The following is a 25,856-nucleotide window of genomic DNA, read 5'->3' as shown; positions in this document are numbered from 1 at the left end:
ACAGGTAAAGGCAAGCCGCGAACAAAAGGCCGGATGAGACAACGGAAGACGGGCAGTGGCTGCCTGGCGATTCATGGGAACACACGGATCTGTTGTGCGGCCACGCGCGCGTAAACAAAGAAATCGCGTGGGGTGCTGCCAGCGCGCAGGCGCTTGCGGGTCTGGCATCCTGAATCGTCATAGGTTCCGTTAAAAGCTTGTCGCGGTAAACACTACTTTTTATCACATTTCGCTAAATTAAAGAAGAACGCGCCACGGGCAAGGCGCATATTATATCGCGACAAAACCATAGCGACGCGGGCGTTTGTGTTAAATAACCTGAAAAAAAGCCCCTGTTAATCAAATATTGAGGCTAAAGGTGATTTTACAGATAACTCCTGGTGGATAGCGTGCGATCTTCGCTTAACTCAAATCATTGGCTAAAGGTAAAAAAAACGTTTTGACGCGCTTTAGCTCCGCTTTACGCTCTTGCTGTTTTTTTGTACTGCCCCTGCCGTTTGCCTTTGCCGATTTCTGCACGCTGATATGAAAATTTGCGCGCGGTCAAAAAAAACGAGCCGCAGCAGCAGCAGAAAATTTTCTGGAAACTGTTACAGTTTTTACACTTCCTTAAAAAAATTCCTTAAGTTAAATCAATTTATTAATGCGTTATTTCATCAATTTTACTTGATAGTTGACAGTTTCCAGAATTGTAAACTAAGTCAAATTATAAATTATGTTTATCCTGTCGATAAATATTAATCAAGGCGAGTGGCGGGGTTTTTCATACTATCAGAAAGATAAAAGTTAAAAAAAATAGCGTATCAGCGCCTCTTTTTAGATTGTTTTTAACATTTCTACGCCGTCCGGAAATGTCGTTGCACCAGGTAAAGCCGCCTGCCCTCGGGTAAGGCGATCTATTACTTTGCGCGTAAAGCTGAAGGTTTTCTTCATGTTTACGTGCGAAACATCCAATGTCTGGTGTACACGAGGTTACTATGGCTCAGCTTACTGATGGCAGCGTGGAAATACTTTCGCGCGACGATGGCAGCATTCTTTCTCAGGTCGCAGCAGGGAATTCCAACAATACCATCCTCCTGAATCAACCCAGCGTAGTCCGCATTCATGGAACCCGCGCCATGGTGACCGAGTTCGAACGCCAGGGTAACGATCTCATCGTCCACATGCGTGACGGCAGCGTTAAACGCTATCAGCAATTCTTCCTGGATGACGTTGACGGCGATCACAGCGAGCTGGTTTTTGATGACGGCGTCAATCCGCCTGAGCACGCACTTTTCCCGGTCACCAACGAATTCGCCGATGCGCAGGCGGTGGTAGCGATTACGCCACAGTATGAGTCGCTTGGCTCGCTGGAACCGCTGCTGCTGGCTGATACCGGTGCTACCACCGGCGTTATCACCGCCGCAGGTATTGGCGCGCTTGGTCTTGGCGCAGCAGGCGTCGCCGCACTGGCGGGCGGCGGCGGTGGCGGTGGCGGCGGTGATGATGCAGTGACAGTAGCGCCATCCCTTACCGTCAATCCGTTAACCGGCGATAATACCCTGTCGACGGCGGAAAAAAATTCTGACCAGACGCTGAACGGCACCACCAGCGGCACGGAAGCGGGCAACACCGTTACCGTCGTGCTCAACGGCGTGACCTATACCACCACGGTCGGGGCAGACGGCAGCTGGAGCATCACCTTACCGGCCGCCGCGCTGGCTACGTTGCCGGAAGGCAGCAATACGCTGACCATCAGCGTGACCAACAATGCAGGCGCCACGGCGACCACCGCTGAAATCTTTACGGTAGAGGCCGGTGCGGTCACGCCGACCACGCCTTCCATCGCTATCGCCGCTTTTGCAGGTGACGACGTGCTGGATAACGGCGAGCAGCAGCAGGCGCAGATCATCAGCGGCACTACCACCAACGTGCAGCAGGGCCAGACCGTTACCGTTACCCTGAACGGCCAAACCTACACCACCACCGTTGACGGCAGCGGCGCGTGGAGCGTGGCCGTTCCGGCTGCGGCCGTGCAGGCGCTGGCGGCGGGCACCACGACCATTACCGCCACCGTTACCGATGCGGCGGGCGCGGCGGCAACCACCACGCACGATTTCACCGTTAACGCCCCGGCGACCGTACCGGCCATCACCATCGCTGCCTTTGCGGGCGACGACGTGCTGGATAACGGCGAGCAGCAGCAGGCGCAGACCATCAGCGGCACCACCACCAACGTGCAGCCGGGCCAGACCGTTACCGTTACCCTGAACGGGCAAACCTACACCGCCACCGTTGACGGCAGCGGCGCGTGGAGCGTGGCCGTTCCGGCTGCGGCCGTGCAGGCGCTGGCGGCGGGCACCGCGACCATTACCGCCACCGTTACCGATGCGGCGGGCGCGGCGGCAACCACCACGCACGATTTCACCGTTAGCGCCCCGGCTACCGCTCCGGCCATCACCATCGCCGCCTTTGCGGGCGATGACGTGCTGGACAACGGCGAGCAGCAGCAGGCGCAGATCATCAGCGGCACCACCACCAACGTGCAGCAGGGCCAGACCGTTACCGTTACCCTGAACGGCCAAACCTACACCGCCACCGTTGACGGCAGCGGCGCGTGGAGCGTGACCGTTCCGGCTGGCGCCTTACAGGCGCTGGCGGCGGGCACCACGACCATTACCGCCACCGTTACCGATGCGGCGGGCGCGGCGGCAACCACCACGCACGATTTCACCGTACCAGCCTTTGGCATCGGCAGCATTAGCGTTAATGCGCCGGGCGGCGACGGCTATCTCAGTATTACCGAAGCGCAGTCCGATCTCACCGTTTCCGGCTCTTCAGCCGATCTTCCTGCCGGCACGGTTATCCGGGTATCGCTGGGCGGGCGCGAATATACTGCCACCGTGGCGGCAGACGGCAGCTGGAGCGCCACCATCCCCGCCGCCGATCTGCAACAGCTGTCGCAGGGTCAGAATCTCATTATCGCGTCAGCCACCCTGGCGGACGGCACCGTCGTACAAAATGGCTCTGCCGCTTCGCTTAACGTTATTACCACCGAACCGAACGCCGGGCTTAATGTGCCCTTCGGCGACAGCGTTATCAGCGGCAGTGAAGCGGGCGCCGATCAGACGCTGACCGGCAATACCGGCGTGGCGGGCGCAGGCCAGTCGGTCACAGCGACAATAGGCGGCACGGACTATACCGGCACGGTCAACAACGACGGTAGCTGGAGCGTGACGCTGCCGGCCGGCTCGCTGCAAAACCTGCCGCAGGGCAGCAACGATATCACCGTAGTGATTACCGATCCGGCAGGCAACAGCAGTACCTCGACCACGCCGGTAAACGTAGCGACCGCCGCGCCAGCTCTTACCGTTACGCCACCGGATGCGACGCTGAACCAGGACGATGTGACCCAGCCGCTGATCCTGAGCGGCGTCAGCGCTGACAGTCAGAGCGTCACCGTCACGCTGAACGGCGTGACCTATAACACCACCGTTAACCCGGACGGCAGCTGGAACGTGAATATTCCGGCTTCCGATCTGCAACAGCTTGCCGATGGTGATTACACGCTGGGCGTGGTCGCTACCGACGGTTACGGCAACAGCACCACGCAAAATATTCCGCTGGCCGTGGACGCCACGCCGCCGACGGCGACGGTTAATCCGCTGGGCGGTGACGGCTATGTGAATGCGGGCGAAGTTGGTCAGCCGCTGGTTATTACCGGCACCACCCAGCCGGGCAGCACGGTGCTGGTGCGTTTTGACAGCGTTGACGTGCCCGCCACTGTCGACCCGGTTACCGGCGCCTGGACGGCGACGTTAAGCCCGGACAGCCAGGCCGCCATTGCTGACGGCACCTACGTCGTCACCGTCGTTACCACCGATGCGGCCGGTAACGCCAGCGAGACCTATACCACTGTAACCTATGCAACCACCACGCCGATCGTGACGGTTAATGAACTCACCGCCGACGGCTCGCTGAACAGCGCAGAAGTTACGGTCGATCAGGTGCTGACCGGCACGGCTACCAACGTCGCCCCAGGCAGCCCCGTAACCCTGCAGCTGGCGGACGGCACAATCTTTACCGGCAGCATTGAGCCGGGCGGCAACTGGAATATCACGCTGCCTGCGGCCACGCTAACGGCGTTGGCGAACGGCACGCAAAACTATACCGTTAGCGTCAGCGACGCGGCGGGCAATACCGGCAACGCCACCGGCAGTTTTGCGGTGGCCGTCGATAACACCGTGGCCGCGCTGGCTATTGCGCCGGTCAGCGGCGATAACGCTATTAATGCGACAGAAGCGCAGGCGGATCTGGTTATCAGCGGCAGCAGCACTGGCCTTGCCGCCGCCACGCCGTTGACAGTTACCTTTAACGGCGTGGATTACGCCTCTACGGTTAATCCGGACGGCAGCTGGACGGTAACCGTGCCTGCTGCCGCGTTGACCGGCATTGCCAACGGCAGCTATGCCGTTACCGTGACGGGTACGGACGCCAACAGCAATCCGATCGCCGGCACCAGCGACGTGAACGTGCGTACGTCGTTCCCGACAGAAATTATCCTTAACTCGCCGTTTGGCGACGGCGTACTGAACGCGGCTGAAAGCACGGCGGCGCAAACGCTGACGGGCAATACCGGCGTCAACTTCCCGGATCAGGCGGTAACGGTAACCGTTGACGGCGTAAGTTATCCCGCTACCGTCGATACCCTTACCGGCAGCTGGAGCGTGGCGCTGCTGCCGCCGGCGTTGGCCTCGCTACAGGACGGCACCGCAGATATTGTCGTTACCGTTACGGATTCGCTGGGCAATACGGCCAGCTCAACCACGCCGATCGTGGTCGATACCGCCGCGCCAGCGTTGGACGTCGCCATTCCGGGCGATAACGGCGTGATTAACGCGCAGGCGCAGAACCAGCCGCTGACCGTGAGCGGCACGGCGGAAGCGGGCAGCACGCTCAGCATAGTGCTGGCGGGCGTCACTTATTTGACCGGCGCGGATGCGGACGGCAACTGGAGCCTGGCGATTTCGCCTTCCGCGCTACAGTCGCTGCCGGACGGTAAATATGATATTACCGTGACCGCTACGGACGCGGGTGGTAACCAGACCACCTCATTGACGCCGGTAACCCTGGATACCGCGACGCCTGCGTTGACCATTGCACCGGTTTCCGGCGACGGCTATCTGAACGCGGCGGAACACGACGCCGCGCTCAGCGTAGCGGGCACGGCCGATGCGGGATCGGCGATTGTCGTTACGCTTAATAACGTTACCTATAACGCCGTGTCCGACGCCAACGGCAACTGGAGCGTCAGCGTGCCTGCTGGCGACGTCAATGCGCTGACGGACGGCACCTATGCGGTGAGCGTGCAGGCCACGGACAGCGCGGGCAACGCTACGTCAAGCCTGCAACCGCTGACGGTAGTGGCGGGCGCGGGCGCGCAGCCAACAATCGCCGTAGACGCCTTCACGGGCGACGGCGTGCTGGACGGCGCGGAGCAGGATCTCAATCAGCTGGTTACCGGCACCACGACCAACGTTCAGGCAGGCCAGATCGTTACGCTGACCATGAACGGCGCGCAGTATACGGGTACCGTACAGGCGGACGGCAGCTACAGCGTGCTGGTGCCGGCTACGGCCTATTACGGACTGGCCAACGGCACGCAAACCTTTACCGTTGATGTAGCCGACGTCGCGGGCAATCCGGCCACGGCGACCAGCGGCTATACCATCGATAATACCTTTAGCTCAATTGCTATTGGCGTCATCAGCGATGATAACGCTATCAACACCGTTGAAGCGCAAAACCCGCTGGTGATCCACGGCAGCACCCGCTTTGTCGCCTTTGGTGCGCGCATCCTGGTGCGCTTTAACAATGCGGATTATGAAACCACCGCCAATAATGACGGCAGCTGGAGCGTGACCGTTCCGGCCAGCGCGCTGAGCGGCCTGCCTAACGGCAACCAGACGATCACCGCGACGGCGACCGACGTTAACGGCAACCAGATCGCTACCACGCAGAGCCTGGATTCCGCTATTAATCCAGACTTTACCGTGACGCTGAACGAGCCGTTTATCGATGGTGCGCTGAACGGCACGGAGGCGCTCAGCGACCAGTCCCTTTCCGGCTCGACCGGCATTACCGGCAGCGGCCAGGCCGTTAGCCTGCTGCTGAACGGCATCACCTATACGGCAAACGTGGATGCGGACGGCAACTGGTCGGTCACGCTGCCCAATGCGGTGCTGCAAGGCCTGCCGCAGGGCGATAACACGCTGACCGTGACCGCCACCGATCCGGCTGGCAATACTTCTTCACTGACCAATACCTTTACCGTAGATACCTCAACGCCGACGCTGACGCTGAATGCGCTGGCGGAAGATAACCGCCTGAGCCTGGCGGAGCAGGGCCAGGCGCTGACGGTAACGGGCGACGGCGAGCCGGGCAACGTGGTCACGCTGGTGCTGAACACCACCACCTATACCGCGACGGTGACCGGCACCGGCAGCTGGAGCATTGAGCTGCCGGCGGCGGCGCTGCTGGCGTTAACCGACGGCAGCTATCCTGTTTCGGTCAGTGTGGTTGATGCGGCAGGCAACGTCTCTGCGCTGACCCGCACGCTGGATGTGGATCTGACGCCGCCAGCGTTGACGGTGAACCCCGTCTCTGGCGATGGCTATCTTAACGCTGCCGACACCAGCCAGCCGCTGGTGGTCAGCGGTACGGGCGAAACCGGCAACACTATCGCCGTCGAGCTGAACGGCACCGTTTACAACACTATTGTTGGCGCTAACGGTCAGTGGACGCTGACCGTGCCCAACACGGCGGTAAATACGCTGGCGGAAGGTAACTATACGCTTGCCGTTACCGCCAGCGATGCGGCCGGTAACGTGACCACCGCCAGCACGCCGCTGGTGGTGGATACCAGCGCGCCGGTTATTGCCGTTAACGATCTGACCGCTAACAATATTATCGACGGCGCGGAACAGCAGACCGACCAGCTGCTCAGCGGGACGGTAACCAATGCGGAAGTGGGGCAAACGGTCACCGTAACGCTTAACGGTGCCGATTATGTGACCACGGTGCAAACCGGCGGCGGCTGGCAGGTGGCGATCCCGTCCGCCGATCTGAGCGCGCTGGCCAACGGCACGCAGACGCTCAGCGTCACCGTGGCCGATCTGGCAGGCAACAGCAGCACCGTTGCCAAAACCTTTACCGTCGACAGTACGCTCAGCAGCGTGGCGTTCGATCCGCTCAGCGGCGACGGCTATCTGAACGCGCTTGAGGCGCAGACGGATCTGACCGTTACCGGCTCTACGGCGAACGTGGCGGCTGGCAGCACGGTCACCTTTACGCTCGGCGGCCAAACCTACACCGGCACCGTAGCGGCAAACGGCAGCTGGACGGCGACTATCCCGGCAGCAGATTTGCAGGCGCTGGCAGAAGGGCCGCAAACCGCGACGGCCAGCGTTATCGCACAAAACGGCAATACCGTGACCAGTGAAAACACGCTGAACGTATACGTTGATCGCGTGCCGGATCCCACGCTGCAAACGCCGTTTATTGACGGCACCCTGACCGGCCAGGAAGCGGGCGTCACGCAGACGCTGACCGGCACCACGGGGCAGGAAGGCGTTGGTCAGACCGTAACGGTCAACATCGGCGGCACCGATTATGCCGCCACCGTTAACAGCTCCGGCGTCTGGACGCTGGATCTGGCGCCAGCGGTGCTTCAGGCGCTGCCGCAGGGACAGTCTGCCGTGACGGTGACGGTCACCGACGTGGCGGGCAACGTTTCCGCCATTACGCCAGCGCCAGTTATCACCGTGGCCACCGCGCTGCCAACGCTGACGCTGGATCCGGTCGCAGGCGGCGATAACATTATTAACGCCGACGAGCAGGGCGCAGCGCTGGCTATCAGCGGCACGGGCACGGCTGACAATGACGTTACCGTTACGCTGAACGGCGTAACCTATACCACCACGGTCAATACGGACGGCAGCTGGAGCGTAACCGTTCCGGCGACCGATCTGGCGGCGCTGGCCGACGGCCCTTATGCGCTCCAGGTCAGCACCAGCGATGCCTTTGGCAATACCGCTACGCAAAACCTGGGTCTTTCCGTGGATACCGCGACGCCAGCCTTTACGGTAGATCCGGTCACCGGCGACAACACCATTGACCAGGTCGAGCAGGGCCAGGCGCAGAATATTACCGGCAGCGGCAGCGAAGGCGACACTATCTCCGTTACGCTGGGCGGCGCTACCTATACCACTACCGTCGGCACTGGCGGACAGTGGACGATTAGCGTACCGGCCAGCACGCTGGCTAACCTCACGGAAGGCGCTAATACGCTGACCGTAACGGCGACCTCGCCTGCGGGCAACGTCGCGAGCCAGGACACCACGCTGACGCTGGATACGGCGGTAGACGTGACCCTGATTATCAATGCCGTTTCCGGCGATGATTTAATCAACGCCGCCGAAGCCGCCCAGGGCTTTACCGTGACCGGCAGCGTGCCTGATGACACCAGCACGGTAGTCGTAAGCTTTAACGGCACGGATTATCCGGCGACCGTGGGCGCAAACGGCCTGTGGAGCGCGGCGATCCCGGCCGCGGCGCTGGCGGGCGTAGCGGACGGTGATTACACCCTGACCGTCACCGCCTCGCCTGCCAGCGGCGGCAGCCTGTCGCTGCCTCACGCCATTACCATAGATACCGCTGCGCCAGTTCTGACCGTCGCGGCTATCGCTGAAGACAACTTCCTGAACGCCGCCGAACAGGGTCAGCCGCTGGCTATTACCGGCACCGGCGAAGCGGGCGACAGCGTGCGCGTGGCACTGAACGGCAGCGTCTATACCGCCACCGTAGACGGCGACGGCAACTGGACGGTTACGGTTCCCGCGACGGCAACCATTGCTTTAACCGGCGGTAGCTATCCGGTCACCGTCACCGCGACGGATCCGGCGGGCAACGCCGTCACGCAAACCAGCGCGCTGGTTGTGGATGTCAGCACGCCTGTGCTGACGGTTAATCCGCTGAGCGGCGACGGTATCCTGAACGCCGAAGAGCAGGCGCAGCCGCTGACCGTTAGCGGCACGGCAGAGAACGGTTCAACCGTTACCGTCACGCTGGAGGGCACGGACTACACCGCCACGGCAGGCGCTAACGGCCAGTGGTCGCTGGCTATTCCGGCTGCGGATCTGGCCGGGCTGGCCAACGGCGACTACACGCTGACCGTAGCGACCGCCGACGCGGCAGGCAACGTGACGACTCAGGAGAGCACGCTGACGGTAGTGGCCGATGCCGCTACGCTGCCAACGCTGACGCTGGACAATTTTGCGGGCAACAACATTCTGGACGGCGCAGAGCAGCAGGTCAGCCAGACAATCAGCGGCACCACCACTAACGTCCAGGCGGGCCAGGTGGTGACGGTGACGCTGAACGGCTCGGTTTACAGCGGTCTGGTGCAGGACAGCGGCGCGTGGAGCGTCACTATTCCTGCTGCGGTACTGGCAGCGCTGCCAGCGGGCACGCAGACCTATAGCGTTTCCGTGGGCGATGCGGCGGGCAATGGGGTTACGGCAGGCGGCAGCTTCGATGTTAATACTGATATCAGCTCGGTAGCCATTAACCCGCTTAGCGATGACGGCTACCTGAACGCCACGGAGGCGCAGGGCGATCTGACCGTGAGCGGTGCGGTTTCTAACGTGCCGGAAGGCAATACCGTGACGGTAACCCTGAACGGCATTGACTACACCACTACGGTAACGACGGGCGGTACGTGGAGCCTGACGGTACCGGCGGCGGATCTGGCGGCGCTGGCTGAAGGCCCGGTGACCGTCAGCGCCAGCGTGCCTGACGTGGACGGCAACGCCGTGACCAACGAGGCGACGCTGAACGTGGCGACCACGCTGCCGACGCTGGCTATCGAGACGCCGTTTACCGACGGCGCGCTGAATGCGGGCGAGGCGGGAACGGCGCAAACGCTGACCGGTACGACCGGCCTCACGGGCGACGGTCAGAACGTCAGCATCGCTATTAACGGCAGCACCTATGCCGGCACCGTTGACGGCGACGGCAACTGGCGCATCGTTCTGTCGCCGGAAGTGCTACAGGCGCTGCCGCAGGGCGATACCCTGGCGACCGTTGCCGTCAGCGATGCGGCGGGCAACTCGACGACTGCTCCGCTGACCTTGAGCGTGGACACGCTGCCGCCTGCGGTTGCGGTTAACGCTATCGCTGGCGACAACATTCTTAACGCGGCGGAACAGGGCAGCGATCTGCCTGTTAGCGGCACAGGTGAAGCTAATGCCGCTATCGTGATGACGCTGAACGGCATCGACTACACCACTACGGTGGGCACGGATGGCCAGTGGACGGTAACGGTGCCGGCAGCCGATCTGGCCGCGCTGGCGGACGGCAGCTATGTGATCACCACTACCGTGACCGATCCGGCAGGCAACAGCGCAACCGCCGACAGCCCGCTGGCGGTTAAAGCCAGCGCGGCCGCGCTGCCAACCCTTTCTGTCGATCCTTTCACCGGCAACGATACGCTTAACGGCGCCGAACAGCAGACTACGCAATATCTCAGCGGTACGACCACTAACGTCGAGGCTGGGCAGCAGCTGACCGCCACGCTTAACGGCGTGGCTTACACCACGCGCGTGCTGGCCAGCGGTGCATGGCGCGTGGCGATCCCTTCTTCCGCGCTGGCGACGCTGGCTGACGGCACGGCGACCTTCAGCGTGGCGGTCAGCGACGCGGCGGGCAATCCGATCACCGTCAGTCATGATGTAACCGTGGACAGCACGGCGGCGGGCATCAGCCTCGATCCGCTCAGCACCGACGGCTACCTGAACGCTGCGGAAGCCCAGGATGCGCTGATTGTTACCGGCACCACCACCGGCCTGGCGCAGGGCGCGCCGGTGACCGTCACCTTTAACGGACAAACGTTTACCGGCGTGGTCGGCACCGGCGGCACCTGGAACGCCGTGATCCCGGCCGCCTCGCTGGCTGGCCTGGCGGACGGTGCTAACACGCTGACCGTCACCGCGACCGATGCCAGCGGTGCTACGGCAACCGGCACCGCTACGCTGAACGTGCAGGTCAACGATTTGCCTGCGGTCGCGGCGGATACGCCATTTAACGGCGGCGTGCTGAACGGCGCACAGGCGGCGACGGATCAGACGCTGACCGGTTCTACTGGCGTAACGGGCGACGGGCAAACCGTTGCCGTGGCGGTGGGCGATACCACCTATACCGGCACTGTAGACGCGAACGGCAACTGGAGCGTCACTATCCCGACCGCTGAACTTCAGGCGTTGCCGCAGGGCGCAAACGCGCTACAGGTTACCGTAGCCGATGCGGCCGGCAACGCCAGCACGGTGGCGGTACCGGTCACCGTGGATACCGTCGCGCCGACCCTGACGCTTAATCCGGTGGCGGGCGACGGCGTGGTCAACGGTAGCGAAGCAGCGGCGGATATCACCGTCAGCGGCGGCAGCACCGGCGCGGAAGAAGGTCAGCTGGTCACGGTTTCGCTGAACGGCCAGACTTACACCACCGCCATCGCGGCGGACGGCAGCTGGAGCCTTGCGCTGCCGGCCGGTCTGCTTCAGGCGTCGCCGAACGGCACTTATCCTGTTACCGTTTCCCTTAGCGACGCGGCGGGCAACACGGCTTCAACCGCTGCCGATATCACGCTGTCGACCGTGGCGCTACAGCCAACGCTGGATACGCCATTTATCGACAGCTACATCAACGTTACCGAGTCGCAGAGCGATCAGACGCTGAGCGGCACGACCGGCGCGACCGGCGCAGGCCAGACCGTAACGGTCAATATTGCCGGAACGGACTACACCGCCACGGTGGATAACGCCGGCAACTGGACGCTGCCGGTCAGCGCCGCCACGCTACAGGCGCTGGGCGAAGGCGTTCAGGGCATCACCGTGACCGCCACGGATGCCATCGGCAATACGGGCACCGCGACGACTTCTGTTAGCGTTGATTTGACTGCGCCAACGCTGACGGTCAATCCGGTCGCGGGCGATAACATTATCAACGCGGCGGAAAGCGTAGGGCCGGTAACCATTACGGGCACTGCTTCAGCCAGCGAAGCGGGCCAGCTGGTGACCGTCACCTTCAACGGCGTCGACTATCAACAGTCGGTGCAGGACGACGGCAACTGGACGGTCAATCTGCCCGCCAGCGTCACTCAGGGCATTGCGGACGGGACTTATCCAGTGAGCGTCAGCCTGACCGATGCGGCGGGCAACGTGTCCACTCAGGCGCTGACGGTCGTGGTTGATGCCAGCCTGGCAAGCCAGCCGACCGTGGCGCTGGATGCCATCAGCGGCGATAACTACCTTAATCAGAGCGAAGCGGGCGCGGATCTGGCCGTTACCGGCACCACCACCAACGTGACGGCAGGGCAGACCGTGACCGTCACGCTTAACGGCGTCGCCTATACGGCGCTGGTGCAGGCGGACGGCAGCTGGTCCGCGACGGTTCCGGCGGCGGATCTTGCCGCGCTGACCGACGGCGCGCAAACGCTGACCGCCACGGTCGCCGATGTGGCGGGCAACACGGGCAGCAATTTTGCGGAGTTTACCGTGGTCGCCCAGGCCGCCAGCCTGCCGACTATCTCAATCGATCCGGTCACCAGCGACGATGTGGTCAATAATCAGGAAGCGCAGAGCGATGTGCTGATCACCGGCTCCAGCCAGCGCATCCCGGAAGGCGGCACCGTGACGGTAACGCTGAACGGCGCGACCTATACCGGCACCGTTGACGCCGACGGCAACTGGAGCGCTACTGTGCCGGCTGCTGCGGTACAGGCGCTGACGCCGGGCGCCAATACGCTGACCGCCAGCGGCAGCGACGTGGCGGGCAACGTGGCGACGACAGCGGATAACTTTACCGTTGATACCACCGCGCCGGTGCTGAACGTGGCGTTAAGCGCGGGCGTGGATAACGTGCTGAACGCGGCGGAAGCGGCGGCCGGTCTGGTCGTCAGCGGCACCACCGATGCGGGTCTGCCGGTGAGCGTCACCCTTAACGACAAGGTGTACGCGACCACGGCAGATGCGGACGGCAACTGGAGCCTGACTATCGCCAGTGGCGATCTGACGGCGCTGGGCGACGGCACCACTCCGCTCAGCGTGGCGGTAACCGACGCCAGCGGCAACGTCGCTACCAGCGTCACCAACCTGACCGTGGCGGTCAATGCGCTGCCGGCGCTGACGCTGAATACGCCGTTCGTCGATGGTCTGGTCAACGCGACCGAAGCGGCGGCAGAACAGACGCTGACCGGCACGGCGACCAACCTTGCCGTCGGCACGGCGGTAACGGTTACGCTTGGCGATCAAACCTTTACCGGCGCGGTCAATGCGGACGGCACATGGAGCGCCGCCGTGCCGGCAGGCACGCTTGCCGCCCTGACCGACGGGCTCTATCAGCTGACGGTCGCCAGCGCGGATGCGGCGGGCAACCCGGCGACGGCCGAAGCCAGCATCGAGGTGCTGGTCACGACGCTGCCGACGGCCGCGATCAATACGCCGTTTATTGACGGCCTGCTGAACGCTGGCGAAGCGGGCGTCGATCAGGTAATTAACGGCACCACCGGCATTACCGGCGCGGGCCAGACGGTTACGCTGAATATCGACGGCAACGCCATTGCCACTACGGTCGACGACAACGGCAACTGGACGGCCACGCTGACGCCTGCGCTGGCGGCCACGCTGGGCAACGGCGAGCACACCATTAACGTGACGGTTGCCGATGTGGCGGGCAACAGCAGCACCGATTCGCTGGCCTATACCGCTATCGTTACCGGTCTGCCGACGCCGACGCTGACCCAGCCTTTCGTCGATGGCATATTAAACGCCGCCGAGGCGGCAGCGGGCCAGACGCTGGCGGGCACCACCGGCATTACCGGTGCGCAAACCGTTAGCGTGGATATCAACGGCACCGCTTACCAGGCGAACGTCGATCCGGCTACGGGTGACTGGACGCTGCCTCTGGAGGCTGGCGTGCTCTCTGCGCTGCCGGACGGCACGCTGCCGATTACGGTGACGGTCACGGATGCCGTGGGCAACGTCGGGACGGCCGGCGATTCGGCACTGGTCGCCGTTAACGCGCTGCCGGCGGTCACCATCGATCTGCCATTTACCGATGGCCTGCTCAACGTGGCTGAAGCTGCCACCACGCAGACGCTGAGCGGTAACACCGGGCTGGTCGCGGCGGGGCAGACGGTCACTGTTGCTATCGACGACGGTGCGCCGCTAACGGCGACGGTCAACGCCAACGGCAACTGGACGCTCGATCTGACTTCGGCACAGCTGACCGCGCTGGGCAGCGGCACCCATACTTTTGCGGTCACCGCGACCGATACCGCAGGCAATGCCAGCACGGCCACGCTTGATTTTGACGCGCTGCTGGCGCTGCCGCAGCCGACCATCGGTTCACCGCTGTTTACCGACGATATCCTGAATATTGCCGAGGCGGGAACGGCTATCACTCTGGCGGGCACCACGGGCGTCACCGGAGCGAATCAGGGCGTGCAGCTGCAAATCGATGTAGCTGGTATTACTTATACCGGCAGCGTGGACGCCAACGGCAACTGGGCGGTGGCGCTACCAGCCGGGGCGCTGAGCGCGTTGGCTGACGGCGCGCACACCGTAGATGTTACCGTGATTGACGCGGCGGGCAATATCAATACCAGTTCGCTCGGCTTCACCGCCGCGCTGACCGCACCAACGCCGACGCTGGATGTGCCTTTTGATGATACCTGGCTTAACGCGGCCGACGTGGCTGCGGGCGTGGCGCTTACCGGCACTACCGGGCTGGCAGGCGCGGGCCAGGCCGTTACGGTCACGCTGGGCGGCGTTAACTACGACGCGACGGTAGATGCAGACGGCAACTGGACGCTGCCGCTCTCCACGGCGCAGCTGGGCGCGCTGGATCAGGGGCTGCAAAACTATACCGTGGTGGCGGCAGATATCGGTGGTAACACGGCGACGGCGACGGGCAGCTTTACCGTCGACACGTCCGTGCCAACCATCGCCATCACGCCATTCACCGGCGATGGGGCGCTGGACTATCTGGAAAGCCTGACCACCCAGACGCTGAGCGGCACCACGACCGGCGCGGGCGAAGGCCAGGTGGTGACGGTCACCATCGGCACGGCGACCGTGAGCGGCGTAGTAGCCGCAGACGGTAGCTGGTCGGTTAACCTGACGCCGGAAGCGCTGGCGCAGCTGGGCACGACCGGCGATACCGGCACCATCAACGCTTCGGTCGTGGATGTCGCAGGCAATACGGGCACCGCGACCGCTGCGGTCACGGTCGACCTGACGCCGCCTCCAACGCCGCTGCTGACGCTGGCGCCGGTTTCCGACGACAACATCATCAACAGCACGGACGGCGCGACGCTGACGCTGAGCGGAACATTCGCTAATCTGCCTGTTGACGGCGGCGCGGTGACGGGAACCGTAGCGGTCAGCATCAATGGCGTGGCGCAGGCCGGAACGGCCGTGGTCAATAGCGTCGACGGCACCTGGACGCTCACCGTGCCGAACACGGCGGCGAATATCGCCGACGGCATCGCCACCGTAACCGCGACGCTGACCACCGATCAGAACACTACGCTGGAGGCAAGCAGCCAGGTGCTGGTGGATCGCTCCGTGCCTGTCGTCACCATCAACGCCTTTGCCGGCGACGACGTGCTGAACGGCGCGGAAGCGGCGGTTACCCAGATAATTAGCGGGACGGCGTCCGCCAGTGAGGCGGGCAGAGCGGTAACCCTCACGCTGAATGACAAGACCTATACGGCCATCGTTCAGGCGGACGGCAGCTGGTCTGCCACGCTGCCGTCAGGTGATTTGCAGGCGCTGGGCCAGGCGGGCCAAACTCTGACCGCCACGCTGACCGATGCGGCGGGCAACACCGGCACCATTACGCGCGACTTTACCGTAGACACCGGCGCGCCGCTGATTGCGGTGGACGCGCTGGTAGGCGATAACGTATTGAACGCTGCGGATATCCTGACCACTCAGGTAGTGACGGGAACAGCTAGCGGTGCCGAAGGCCAGACTATCGGCCTCTATCTGGGTGACGGCGCGCCAATCGCCACGGCGCTGGTCAATGCCGACGGCACCTTCAGCCTTGATCTGACGCCGGAGGTGTTGGGCAGCCTCACCGACGGCACGCTGGTGTTCGGCCTGCGGGTTAACGACGCCGCGGGCAACGCCACCGACGCCACGCTGACGGTAAATAAAGTGGTCAACGCGGCGCTGAATCTGGTGGTGGATTCCGTCTTCGGCGACGGCTTCCTGAACGCGGTCGACACCACGGTAGCGCAAACCATTACCGGTCTGGCCAGCTCCGCCGGGATTGGCGCGACCGTATCGCTGACGCTGGGCGGTACCACGCTGACGGCGGATGTCGGTCAGGATGGACGCTTCGCGTTGGTCGTACCGCCAAGCCTGCTTGGTTTGTTAAGCGATGGCGACACCGCGCTGAACATTGTGCTGACCGATGGCGCAGGCAACACCCGCACCGTGGGTGAAACCGTCACCGCCATTCTGGAAGCGCCGACCATCAGTGCCATCACCGGCCTGTTTGGCGGCGACAACCTGCTGAACATCGCCGAAGCGGCGCTGGCGCAGACGGTTGGCGGCACCATTGACGGCGCGGTCGGCTCCACGGTGACCGTGACGCTGGGCAGTAAAACCTACCAGACCACGCTTCAGGCGGGCGGCGCATGGAACGTGACTATTCCGCCGCTGGATCTGGCGGCGCTGACCACCGGCAACCAGACGCTGGGTGTCTCGGTGACCGATCCGGCGGGCAACACCTCGTCAACGTCGGCCACTATCGGCATCTTTACCGCCCAGCCATCCATTACGCTTAACCCAATCTTTGGCGACGGCATTCTGAATATCGCCGATGCGCTGGTTAACCAGACCATCAGCGGCACGGTCAATAACGTAGCGGCCGGTTCGACCATTAACCTGACGCTGGGCAATTCTACGGTGCAGGCGGCGGTAGGGCCGAACGGCGCCTTTACCGCCACGGTCACGCCGGACATTCTCGGTACGCTGACCAGCGGCACCCTGGCGGTGGGCGCCAGCGTGACCGATGCGGCAGGCAACATCGCCACCACCACCGGCAACCTGGTGGCCAAGCTGACCGCGCCGGTAGTCAATATCGCGCAGCTGTTTGGCGACGGCCTGCTTAACGCGGCGGATGCGGCGCTGGGCCAGACCATCGGCGGTACCATTACCAATGCCGAGCCGGGATCGCGGGTGGTGGTTAACGTAGCCGGGACGCAATTTGTGACCGCCACGGCAGCGGACGGCACCTTTAACGTGGCGCTAACGCCGACGTTATTGAAAGGGCTGCTGGACGGCAACCTGACCGTGGGCGTCAGCGTAACGGACAGCGCAGGCAACACTACTACCGCTAACGCCGGCGCGACGGTCGGCGTCAATACGCTGCCAACCGTGACGCTAAACCCGGTCTTTGGCGGCGATGGCGTGCTGAACCTGGTGGAATCGCTGGTCACGCAGACCATCAGCGGGACGGCCAGCAATGTAGCGCCGGGATCGACCGTTACCATCAACCTCGGCAACACCATTGTTACCACCACGGTCGGTGCGAACGGCGCCTATAGCGCCCAGGTGTCGCCTGCTCTGCTCAGCACGTTGCTGGACGGTAATCTTACCGTGGGCGTCGCCGTTACCGATGCGGTAGGCAACACCGCCAGCGCCAGCACGGGCGTGCGGGTTGGCATCCAGACTACGCCAACCCTGACGGTCAATACGGTATTTGGGGACAGCGTGCTCAGCGCCAACGATATCAACACCGTCCAGACTATCAGCGGTATAGCCCGTAACGTTACGGCCGGCTCCATTGTGACCGTCACGCTGAACGGTAAAACCTACACGGCGCCGGTTAACAGCAGCGGCGGCTGGACGCTGAACGTGCCGAAAGCCGATCTCAGCGCGCTGGCGAACGGCGTGCTGACGGTCAACGCCTCGGTAACGGACAGCTACGGCAACGTGGCGACCAATACCGGACAGCTGGTTGTGATTGCGCAGACGCCGCCGTCGGTCACTATCTCCAGCATCTTTGGCGATGGCCTGCTGAGCGCGGTCGATGCGCAAACCGCCCAGACGATTACCGGTTCGTCTACCAATGCCGAAGGCTCGATCCTGAACGTGCGCGTAGGCACCTCGACGTTGACCACCACCATCGGCGCGAACGGCACCTGGAGCGTGCTGGTGCCGGCCGCGACGCTGGCCGCGCTGCCGGATGGCAACGCGACAGTCACCGCCAGCGTAACCAATGCGGTAGGGAATACCGGTTCCGGTACTGATACGGCGGTGGTGAAAACCCATACGCTGCCAAGCGTGACTATTAATAACAGCACCATGTTTGGCGGCGACCACTACCTCAATCTGAGCGAGGCCAACACGCCGGCCACCATCAGCGGCAGCTCGGTTAATGCGGTCGGCAGTACGGTGACGGTTAATATTGCGGGCAACCTTTACACCACAACCGTGGGTTCTACAGGCGCATGGAGCGTCACGGTGCCTTCCGCCACGCTGAAAGGCATCGCCGACGGCAGCTATACCGTCACGGCTACCGTGTCCGATGTGGTAGGCAACACCGCCACAGGCAGTAATACCTTTACGGCCATTACCCATAACCTGCCGGCGATTGGCGTCGATCCGGTGCTGAGCCTGGTCAGCGTGCTGGTAACAGGGCTGACCGTGACCGGCGGCACGCTGAACCTGCCGCAGGGCACTACGCTGAGCGTCACGCTGAACGGTTCAACGCAGACCACCACCACGGATGCGCTTGGCCGCTATAGCGTGAAGTTCACCGGCGGCCTGTTAACCTCTATAAGCCTGAACTCTATCGTTACCGTAACCGCAGCAGATGTGGCAGGCAACCGCGCCACCACCAGCAATACCCTGCTGCTGGGATCGCTGTTGCCGGCTGCGGGCACCTCTTCTGCGGCGGCGGCAACGGCGCTGTTGGCAATGGCGGCGGATGATGCCACGGCTATCGCCTCTGCGGATACCAGCGACGCCGGCAACGCCTCTGTGGCTACGGCTTCCGCACAGGTGGCGACGGCGAACGCGGCACACAGCGAGTCAGACAGCGCGACGGCCAGCAGTACGGCGGATGCCACCACCACGACAGATGCCACCACCACGGCGGCGGCGACCACCACGACAGAGACTACGGCTACAGCGGATGCATCCGCTACGACCGCCGTAGCCGATGACGGCAGCTACAGCATCGGTGGGTTAATCGCGGCGCTGGCGGATGGTCAGACGGTAGAGGGTGCGTCGGTCGCGGGCAGCAGCGGCGAAGATACCGTAACGCTTAATACGCTGAACTTTACGCATATTGATGGCGGTGCGGGTACCGATACGCTGGTGCTCAACGGCGAGCATATGACGCTGGATCTCACCACGCTCGGGCTGAAGGTGGAGCATATCGAAATCATCAACTTAGGGCAAAGCGGCACCAACAGCGTCAAGCTGGATCTCAACGAGGCGCTGAATATTACCGATAAACAGACCGACGATCTGATGATCAAGGGGGTAACCGGCGATCAGGTTACGCTGGCCAACGGCGACGGCGGCACCTGGGCTGCCACTGCGCAGCGTACGGTAGACGGGCAGGTATTTGACGTTTACCACAACTCGGCGCTGGATGCGGCAAACACCCTGGGCGATGTGCTGATCCAGCATAATCTTCAGGTTCATCTGGTATAACAAGACCTTCCCTGCGCGAGGGCGGTATGGCTCGCGCAGGGAGGTTAACGTTAAGGAGGGTTTATCATTTGTAACAACAAAAAAAGCATAAACGAAAATAAAGAATGGCGAGGTTTTGTCATTTTTGCGTAAAGTGACGTTAAAGACATTAATAAGAAAAAATTGCCGTTTGGAACCACTTTCCAGATTTACGCCAGTAGTAAAGTGTGTATTAGCGGACTAGGTTATCCACTATCCAGCGTCGACTGCTCGCCTTTTTTTGACGATAAGTTATTGAGGTAAAAAGTGGTAAGTCGGGCCGAGTCTCGGTTATGGCAAAGAGTGGTACTGTTTTTTTTTGCCGGCGAAATAAAATCCTCGCCTTGTCGTTAGCATTTTTTTTGGAAATTTTTTTTACCATTAGCCTTGTTGTGGATTATTTTGTAAATCCAGAAAGCACCGGGTCTGGCCTGGCACCTTTTTTGAGGCGCTGGCCGCTGCATGTCCGCTTTAAGTAAAGTAAATCTTTACTTTTACGCGGCGTCACTTTACTCATTTAACTGGTGCACAAGGGGATTTTTATGGCGTATTCAGGCTCAGGCCGCGTCAATATCGTGTCGCTGGCAAGCGGTGAAACACTGCTCGTCGAAAACGATTCACAGGCTTACACCCTCAGCGAACCCAGTATCGTCACCTTACAGGGCGCGCCTTCTCAGGTTTCTGCCTGGCAGAGGCAGGGCAGCGATTTGATCCTGTATCAGGATGGCGGCGTCTCGCGTTTTCAGCAGTTTTTTAGTACCGATCCACAATCGCAAAGCCAGCTGATTTTTCAGGATGGCGCTACGCAGCAGCAGGCGCTGTTCGCAAACGAAGCAGATGAGGCTGAAACAACCGTCACACTGACGCCGACGCTGGCTGCGGTGCCGGCAGCCGTCGAAACAGTGGATTCCACGCTGATTGTTAACAATATGGCCGTGCCTGTTGATAGCGTAGCAGCGGCCGTCACCACCACTCCCACAACGCCTTCGCCAACGCCTGGCACCGGCGCTGTTACCGCAGAAGCCTCGAACACACTGCCGACGCTGACCATCAATCCGGTTTCTGGCGATGACGCGGTTAACTATAAAGAGGGCGTTTACGGCGTCGAAATTACCGGCACCAGCACGCAGCTGGCCTCCGGCACGCGGGTAGAGCTGACGCTGGATGGTAAAACCTGGTCCGGCTACGTCAATAACAACGTCTGGTCGGTGCAGGTTGGCGACAGCGATCTGGCGGCGATCAAAGACGGCAGCTACACCTTTTCCGTCAGCGCCACCGACGCCAGCGGCAACAGCGTCAGCGCCACGCGCGATCTGCTGCTTATCAGCCACTACAACAGCAGCATCCCGCTGGTCACCACCGATGAGCTGACGCTGGCCGACGTGACTTATCAAAACGGCGAGCCGATCTACACCGTGACCGGCACGATGCAAACGCCTTTTCCGCTGACCATGTTTGCCGTTAAGGGCGAGATCGAAAGCTACCGTACCGGCACGCTGAATGCGGACGGCAGCTGGAGCGTGCAGCTCACTTCCCAGGATATCCATACCCAGCATGGGCAAAATGCGCTGGTGCTGGGCGTGCAGGACGGCGCGGGCAACTGGTTCGAGCAGCAGATTTATGTTACCACCGATTTGGAGACGCCGGTCGGCACGGGCGGCGGTGGCGCGGAAGTGCCGGTTCCTGTTCCGCCGGTAGAGAACCCAACGGACGGTACGCCGCCGGATAACCCGGGCACCACGCCGCCGGAAACGGGCGGCGGCGCGACCGCTACGCCGAAGCCAACTATTGCCGTACCTTTCGGCGACGGCTGGCTGAATCACGATGAGAAAACCCATAGCGAAACGCTGAGCGGCACCACGGGCGTGACGGGCAGCGGTCAACAGGTAGCGATCAATATCAGCGGCAGCCGCTATCAGGCGACGGTGGCGGACGACGGTAAATGGAGCCTGGCGCTGACCTCCGCCCAGCTGATGGGCACTGATTTCTCTACCGGCAAGCACTGGATTAACGTCTACGCCACTAATGCCGAAGGCGAAAGCGGTAAGACCGGCGCCTACTTCTTTACCGATATCAGTACGCCGCATGTCAGCGTCGATACGCTGTCGAACACGGATATCAACCTGAATAGCGCCCGGCAAAACGGCCTGGCCTTTACCGGCACGGGCGATGCGGGCGACGGACTGACGCTGACGCTGGGCACCCAGACCTGGCAGACGCTGGTCGGCTTCGACGGCACCTGGCGGGTAGACATCACGCCGCAGCAGGCGCAGCAGCTGCAATTGGGCAACTATACGCTGAAAGCCAGCGTGACCGATCCGGCGAAAAACGTTGGCACGGAGACGCAGGATATTACGTTTTACAACGGCGCGGTGACGCCCGCTGCGGCTGTTGACAGTGTTTCCGCCGACGATGCCGCCGCAGCCGCAGCCGCGACCGCCGGGCAGGCGATCCCCGCTGCCCAGCCTGAAGCAGACAGTAGCGGCGTGCTGCTGGCCGCCACCGCCGTGCCGCATCCCACTATCAATACGCCTTTTGGCGATGGCTGGCTGAATCGCAGTGAAAAGCTTGACGGTCAGGCCCTGGTCGGCACGACCGGCGCGATCGGCAGCGGCCAGACGGTTACGGTGAATATCAACGGCGTGGACTACCAGGCCGCGGTGACCAACGATGGGAACTGGCGTCTGGATCTGAATACCGAAACGCTGCTGCACAGCGAATTTAATACCGGCAAGCGCTGGATCACCGTGACCGCCAGCAACGCGGAAGGCGAAACGGGTAGCACCCAGGCTTACTTCTTTACCGACGTCAGCACGCCGCAAACGGCTATCGACACCCCTGCTGACGGGACGCACATCAATCTCAACCAGATCGCCGAAAATTATCTCTTTACCGGCACGGGCGATGCGGGCGATGCGCTGACCCTGACGCTGGGCGCGCTGACCTGGCACACCACGGTCGGCTTTGACGGAACCTGGCAGGCGGCGCTGACGCCGCAGCAGGCGCAGCAGCTGACCGCGGGCGACTACACGCTACAGGCCACGATTTCGGACATGGCGAAAAACGTTGGCTCCAGTTCGCTGGCGCTGGACTTTTACAGCGGCAGCACGTCGCCGACCGTCACCATTAACAGCCTCTCCGACGACAACCGCGTCAATCTCAACATCCTTACCGATGATTACGCCATCAGGGGAACCGGCGAGGTGGGGGCCAGGGTTACCGTGTCCATCGGCTCGCTTGCACTCGGCTCGGTTATCGTAGGGCAGAACGGCGAATGGACAACCTGGCTGTACGAGAACGACGCTAAGCAGCTGACCGCCGGTAATACCACGATACTCGCCAGCGTGCAGGATTCGGCCGGGCATGAACACAGCGCGTCGCTAAGTGTGGAGCTTTATGCGGCGGACGTGCAGCCAACGCTGACCATGGATACGGTGGAAATCAACGATATCGTTGATTACGCCAACTATCAGAATGATGTCCAGCTGCACGGCGACAGCTGGGGTCTGCATACGGACACCGAAGTTACCATTACCCTGGCCGACAAAACCTATACTGGCTATGTCTACGCCAATCACTGGATGGCCACGATCCCTTCAGCGGATATAGAGGCGACGGCGGACGGCTACTATAACCTTAAGGTCAGCGTTGAAAGCGCGGGCGGCAATGCCAGCGCCAGCCGCGACGTCCTGCTGCTGTCGCATTTTCACAGTAGCGATCCCGTGCTGACGTTTAACGCGCTGACGCCAGAAGATGTTGTTTATCACGACGATAATGCTTACTACCTTATCAGCGGTACGGTGACCGAACCGCTCCCCGTAGACAAGCTGTCGTTTTATGGCGGCGAGCTGCTTAATTACTATGATATCAACGTGGCGGCGGACGGCACTTTCACCTCCGAGGTGCCGGTAAGCGAATACACCTCCATTTCTTCTACGCCTGGCTTCTACGTCTCCTATCAGGACGCGGCGGGCCATTGGTATGAGACGCGGGATAGCGTCACTCTGCCGGATGCGCCAGCCACAGTAGAAACGGCCGATCAAAGTACGTTTAGCCTGCTTGCGGAGGCTAATCCCCTGGATGACGTTAGTCACGCCAGCGCCACAGATGCGCACGAGAGCAGCGCGGCAGCCGTAACGGAAAGCGGCGCTACCGGGGGCGAACCGGCCGTAGCCAGCCACGTCGAAAGCGTTGCTCCCACCGCTGGCACCGAGGGCAATGACACCTTTACGCTCTCCACGTTGAATCTGCTCAGCAATCTGAACGGCGGCGCCGGTCACGACACGCTGGTGCTGAACGGCGCGCACGAAGTGCTGGATTTCGCCTCGCTGGGCCTGAAGATTGGCAGCGTTGAAACGATCGACCTCGGCACCTCCGGCAGCAACAGCCTTACGCTGGGGCAACAGGATCTGCTGGCGCTGACCGACAACGCCAGCGAGGCGCTGACCATCAAAGGCGCGGACGGCAGCGCGGTGACGCTGAGCACCGCCGAAGGCGGCGTCTGGAACGAGGCCGGTATGCAGACGATCGCCGGTCAGCAGTTTGATCTCTATCACAATTCCTCCGCAAGCCATGAAGGCACGCTGGCGGATGTCTTAATTCAACATAATCTACAGGTACAGACTGCCTGACGTAACAGGCCGGCGCGGGGTTGCCGCACCGGCCGTTTTTTCACCAAAAAGGAAGAAGGAAGAGAGGACCAGGATGAAGAAAGTGTGGGTATCTTTGTGCCTGGCCGCGCTGTGCGGCACCGTGGGACAGAATGCGCTGGCAGCAAAGCAGCAGAAAGTGGAATTTAACTGGCGTGCCGCTCCCACCGAGGAGCAAATCTCAACGCTGACGCTACGTGAAGCTATCCTCCGGGCCTTTGCCCGCAACCCAAAAATCTCCGAGGCCGCCGCGCAAATCCGCGTGGGCGAGGCCGATCTGGATGCCGCCGAAAGCGCCTGGTATCCGCAAATTTCCCTGGCGGCGACCGGTGGACGATCGCACACCACCGACTCCTCCGGCAGCCTCAACAACAACGGCTCTGGCGGCATTACCCTCAGCCAGCTGCTGTATGACTTTGGCCGCACCGGCGGCGCTATTGACGAACAGCATCACCTCTCTGAAGCCTATCGCTTCGCCCTTTACGACACCATGACCACGGTGGCGCAGGATACGCTACAGGCCTATTTGCAGGTCAAACGCTACCGGGCGCTGGTGGAGGCGGCCAAAAACAACGTCGCCTCGCTGGAACATGTCAAGGACATCGCCCATATGCGCGCCGACGCGGGGTTAAGCTCGCAGTCGGACGTGCTACAGGCGGAAACCCGCATCGCCGGGATGCACGCGACGATGGAGCAGTACCGCGCTTCAGAACGCTCTGCGCTGGCGCAGCTGACGGTGCTGACCGGCGTGGTGCCCAGCGCGCTGCCGGAGCTGCCGCAGTCGCTGTTGAATCAGCAGATCACGCTGGACAGGATCGCCTACGAAAAAAGCGCGGCGGTGCGCAGCGCGCAGGCCAAACAGGAAGCGGCGATCGAACGCGTTCGCCAGGCGTCCTCTAACCACTGGCCGACCATCAAAGTGCAGGCGGGCCGCACGCGTTATGAAAACGCCACCCGATCCTATTGGGACGATGAGCTACAGCTTCAGGTAGAAGCGCCGCTTTATCAGGGCGGTCTGGTCAACGCCAGAACCCGCGCGGCGGAAGGCGACCGCGAAGCGGCCCAGGCCGCCGTCGAACAGTCCAAGCTGGATATCAATCAGAGCGCCTCCACCGCCTATGCCGACATGATTGGCGCGCAGCAGCGCCAGACGGCAGGCGAGCAGCAGCTGAGCAGCGCCGCTCACACCCGCTCGGTTTACGCCGACGAATACAAATTAAATAAGCGCAGCCTCAACGATTTACTGAGCGTTGAGCAGGATGTCTTTCAGGCTGACAGCAGCCGTCTGACCGCGCTTTACGACGGCTGGGACGCCACCGTGCGCTACGCTTCCGCCGTCGACAACCTGCTGGATATTATGGGCATCGATCGTGAAGCCACCAGCGGACAAACCCTGCCATCGCTCTGATGCCAAACAAGA

3 protein-coding genes are annotated in these 25,856 nt (G+C 62.0%); all 3 read left to right on the top strand.

Annotated elements, in window-relative coordinates:
- The first annotated feature begins 977 nt into the window (after positions 1-977).
- The 3 genes from AB3U87_RS13900 (at position 978) to AB3U87_RS13890 (ending at position 25,844) form a co-directional block, all read left to right on the top strand.
- A complete protein-coding gene (locus AB3U87_RS13900; RefSeq protein ID WP_394149415.1) occupies positions 978-19,769 on the top strand; it encodes an Ig-like domain-containing protein in 18,792 nt (6,263 codons plus the stop codon).
- 560 nt (positions 19,770-20,329) lie between these two features.
- Positions 20,330-24,418: a BapA/Bap/LapF family prefix-like domain-containing protein gene (locus AB3U87_RS13895; RefSeq protein ID WP_394149413.1), complete on the top strand. Its 4,089-nt coding sequence runs from the start codon at positions 20,330-20,332 to the stop codon at positions 24,416-24,418.
- Positions 24,419-24,491: 73 nt separating this feature from the next.
- Positions 24,492-25,844, top strand: a complete 1,353-nt coding sequence (locus tag AB3U87_RS13890; protein ID WP_253459848.1) for a TolC family outer membrane protein — start codon at positions 24,492-24,494, stop codon at positions 25,842-25,844.
- Positions 25,845-25,856: the final 12 nt, after the last annotated feature.

The sequence above is a fragment of the Erwinia plantamica genome, from assembly GCF_043420595.1.
Taxonomy (GTDB): Bacteria; Pseudomonadota; Gammaproteobacteria; order Enterobacterales; family Enterobacteriaceae; genus Erwinia; species Erwinia aeris.
This window is presented reverse-complemented; position numbering and strand designations above follow the sequence as displayed.

Excerpts from the sequence above, each read along its gene's own strand:
- AB3U87_RS13900 (WP_394149415.1), top strand. The coding sequence starts at position 978 with ATGGCTCAGCTTACTGATGGCAGCGTGGAAATACTTTCGCGCGACGAT.
- AB3U87_RS13895 (WP_394149413.1), top strand. The coding sequence starts at position 20,330 with ATGGCGTATTCAGGCTCAGGCCGCGTCAATATCGTGTCGCTGGCAAGC.
- AB3U87_RS13890 (WP_253459848.1), top strand. The coding sequence starts at position 24,492 with ATGAAGAAAGTGTGGGTATCTTTGTGCCTGGCCGCGCTGTGCGGCACC.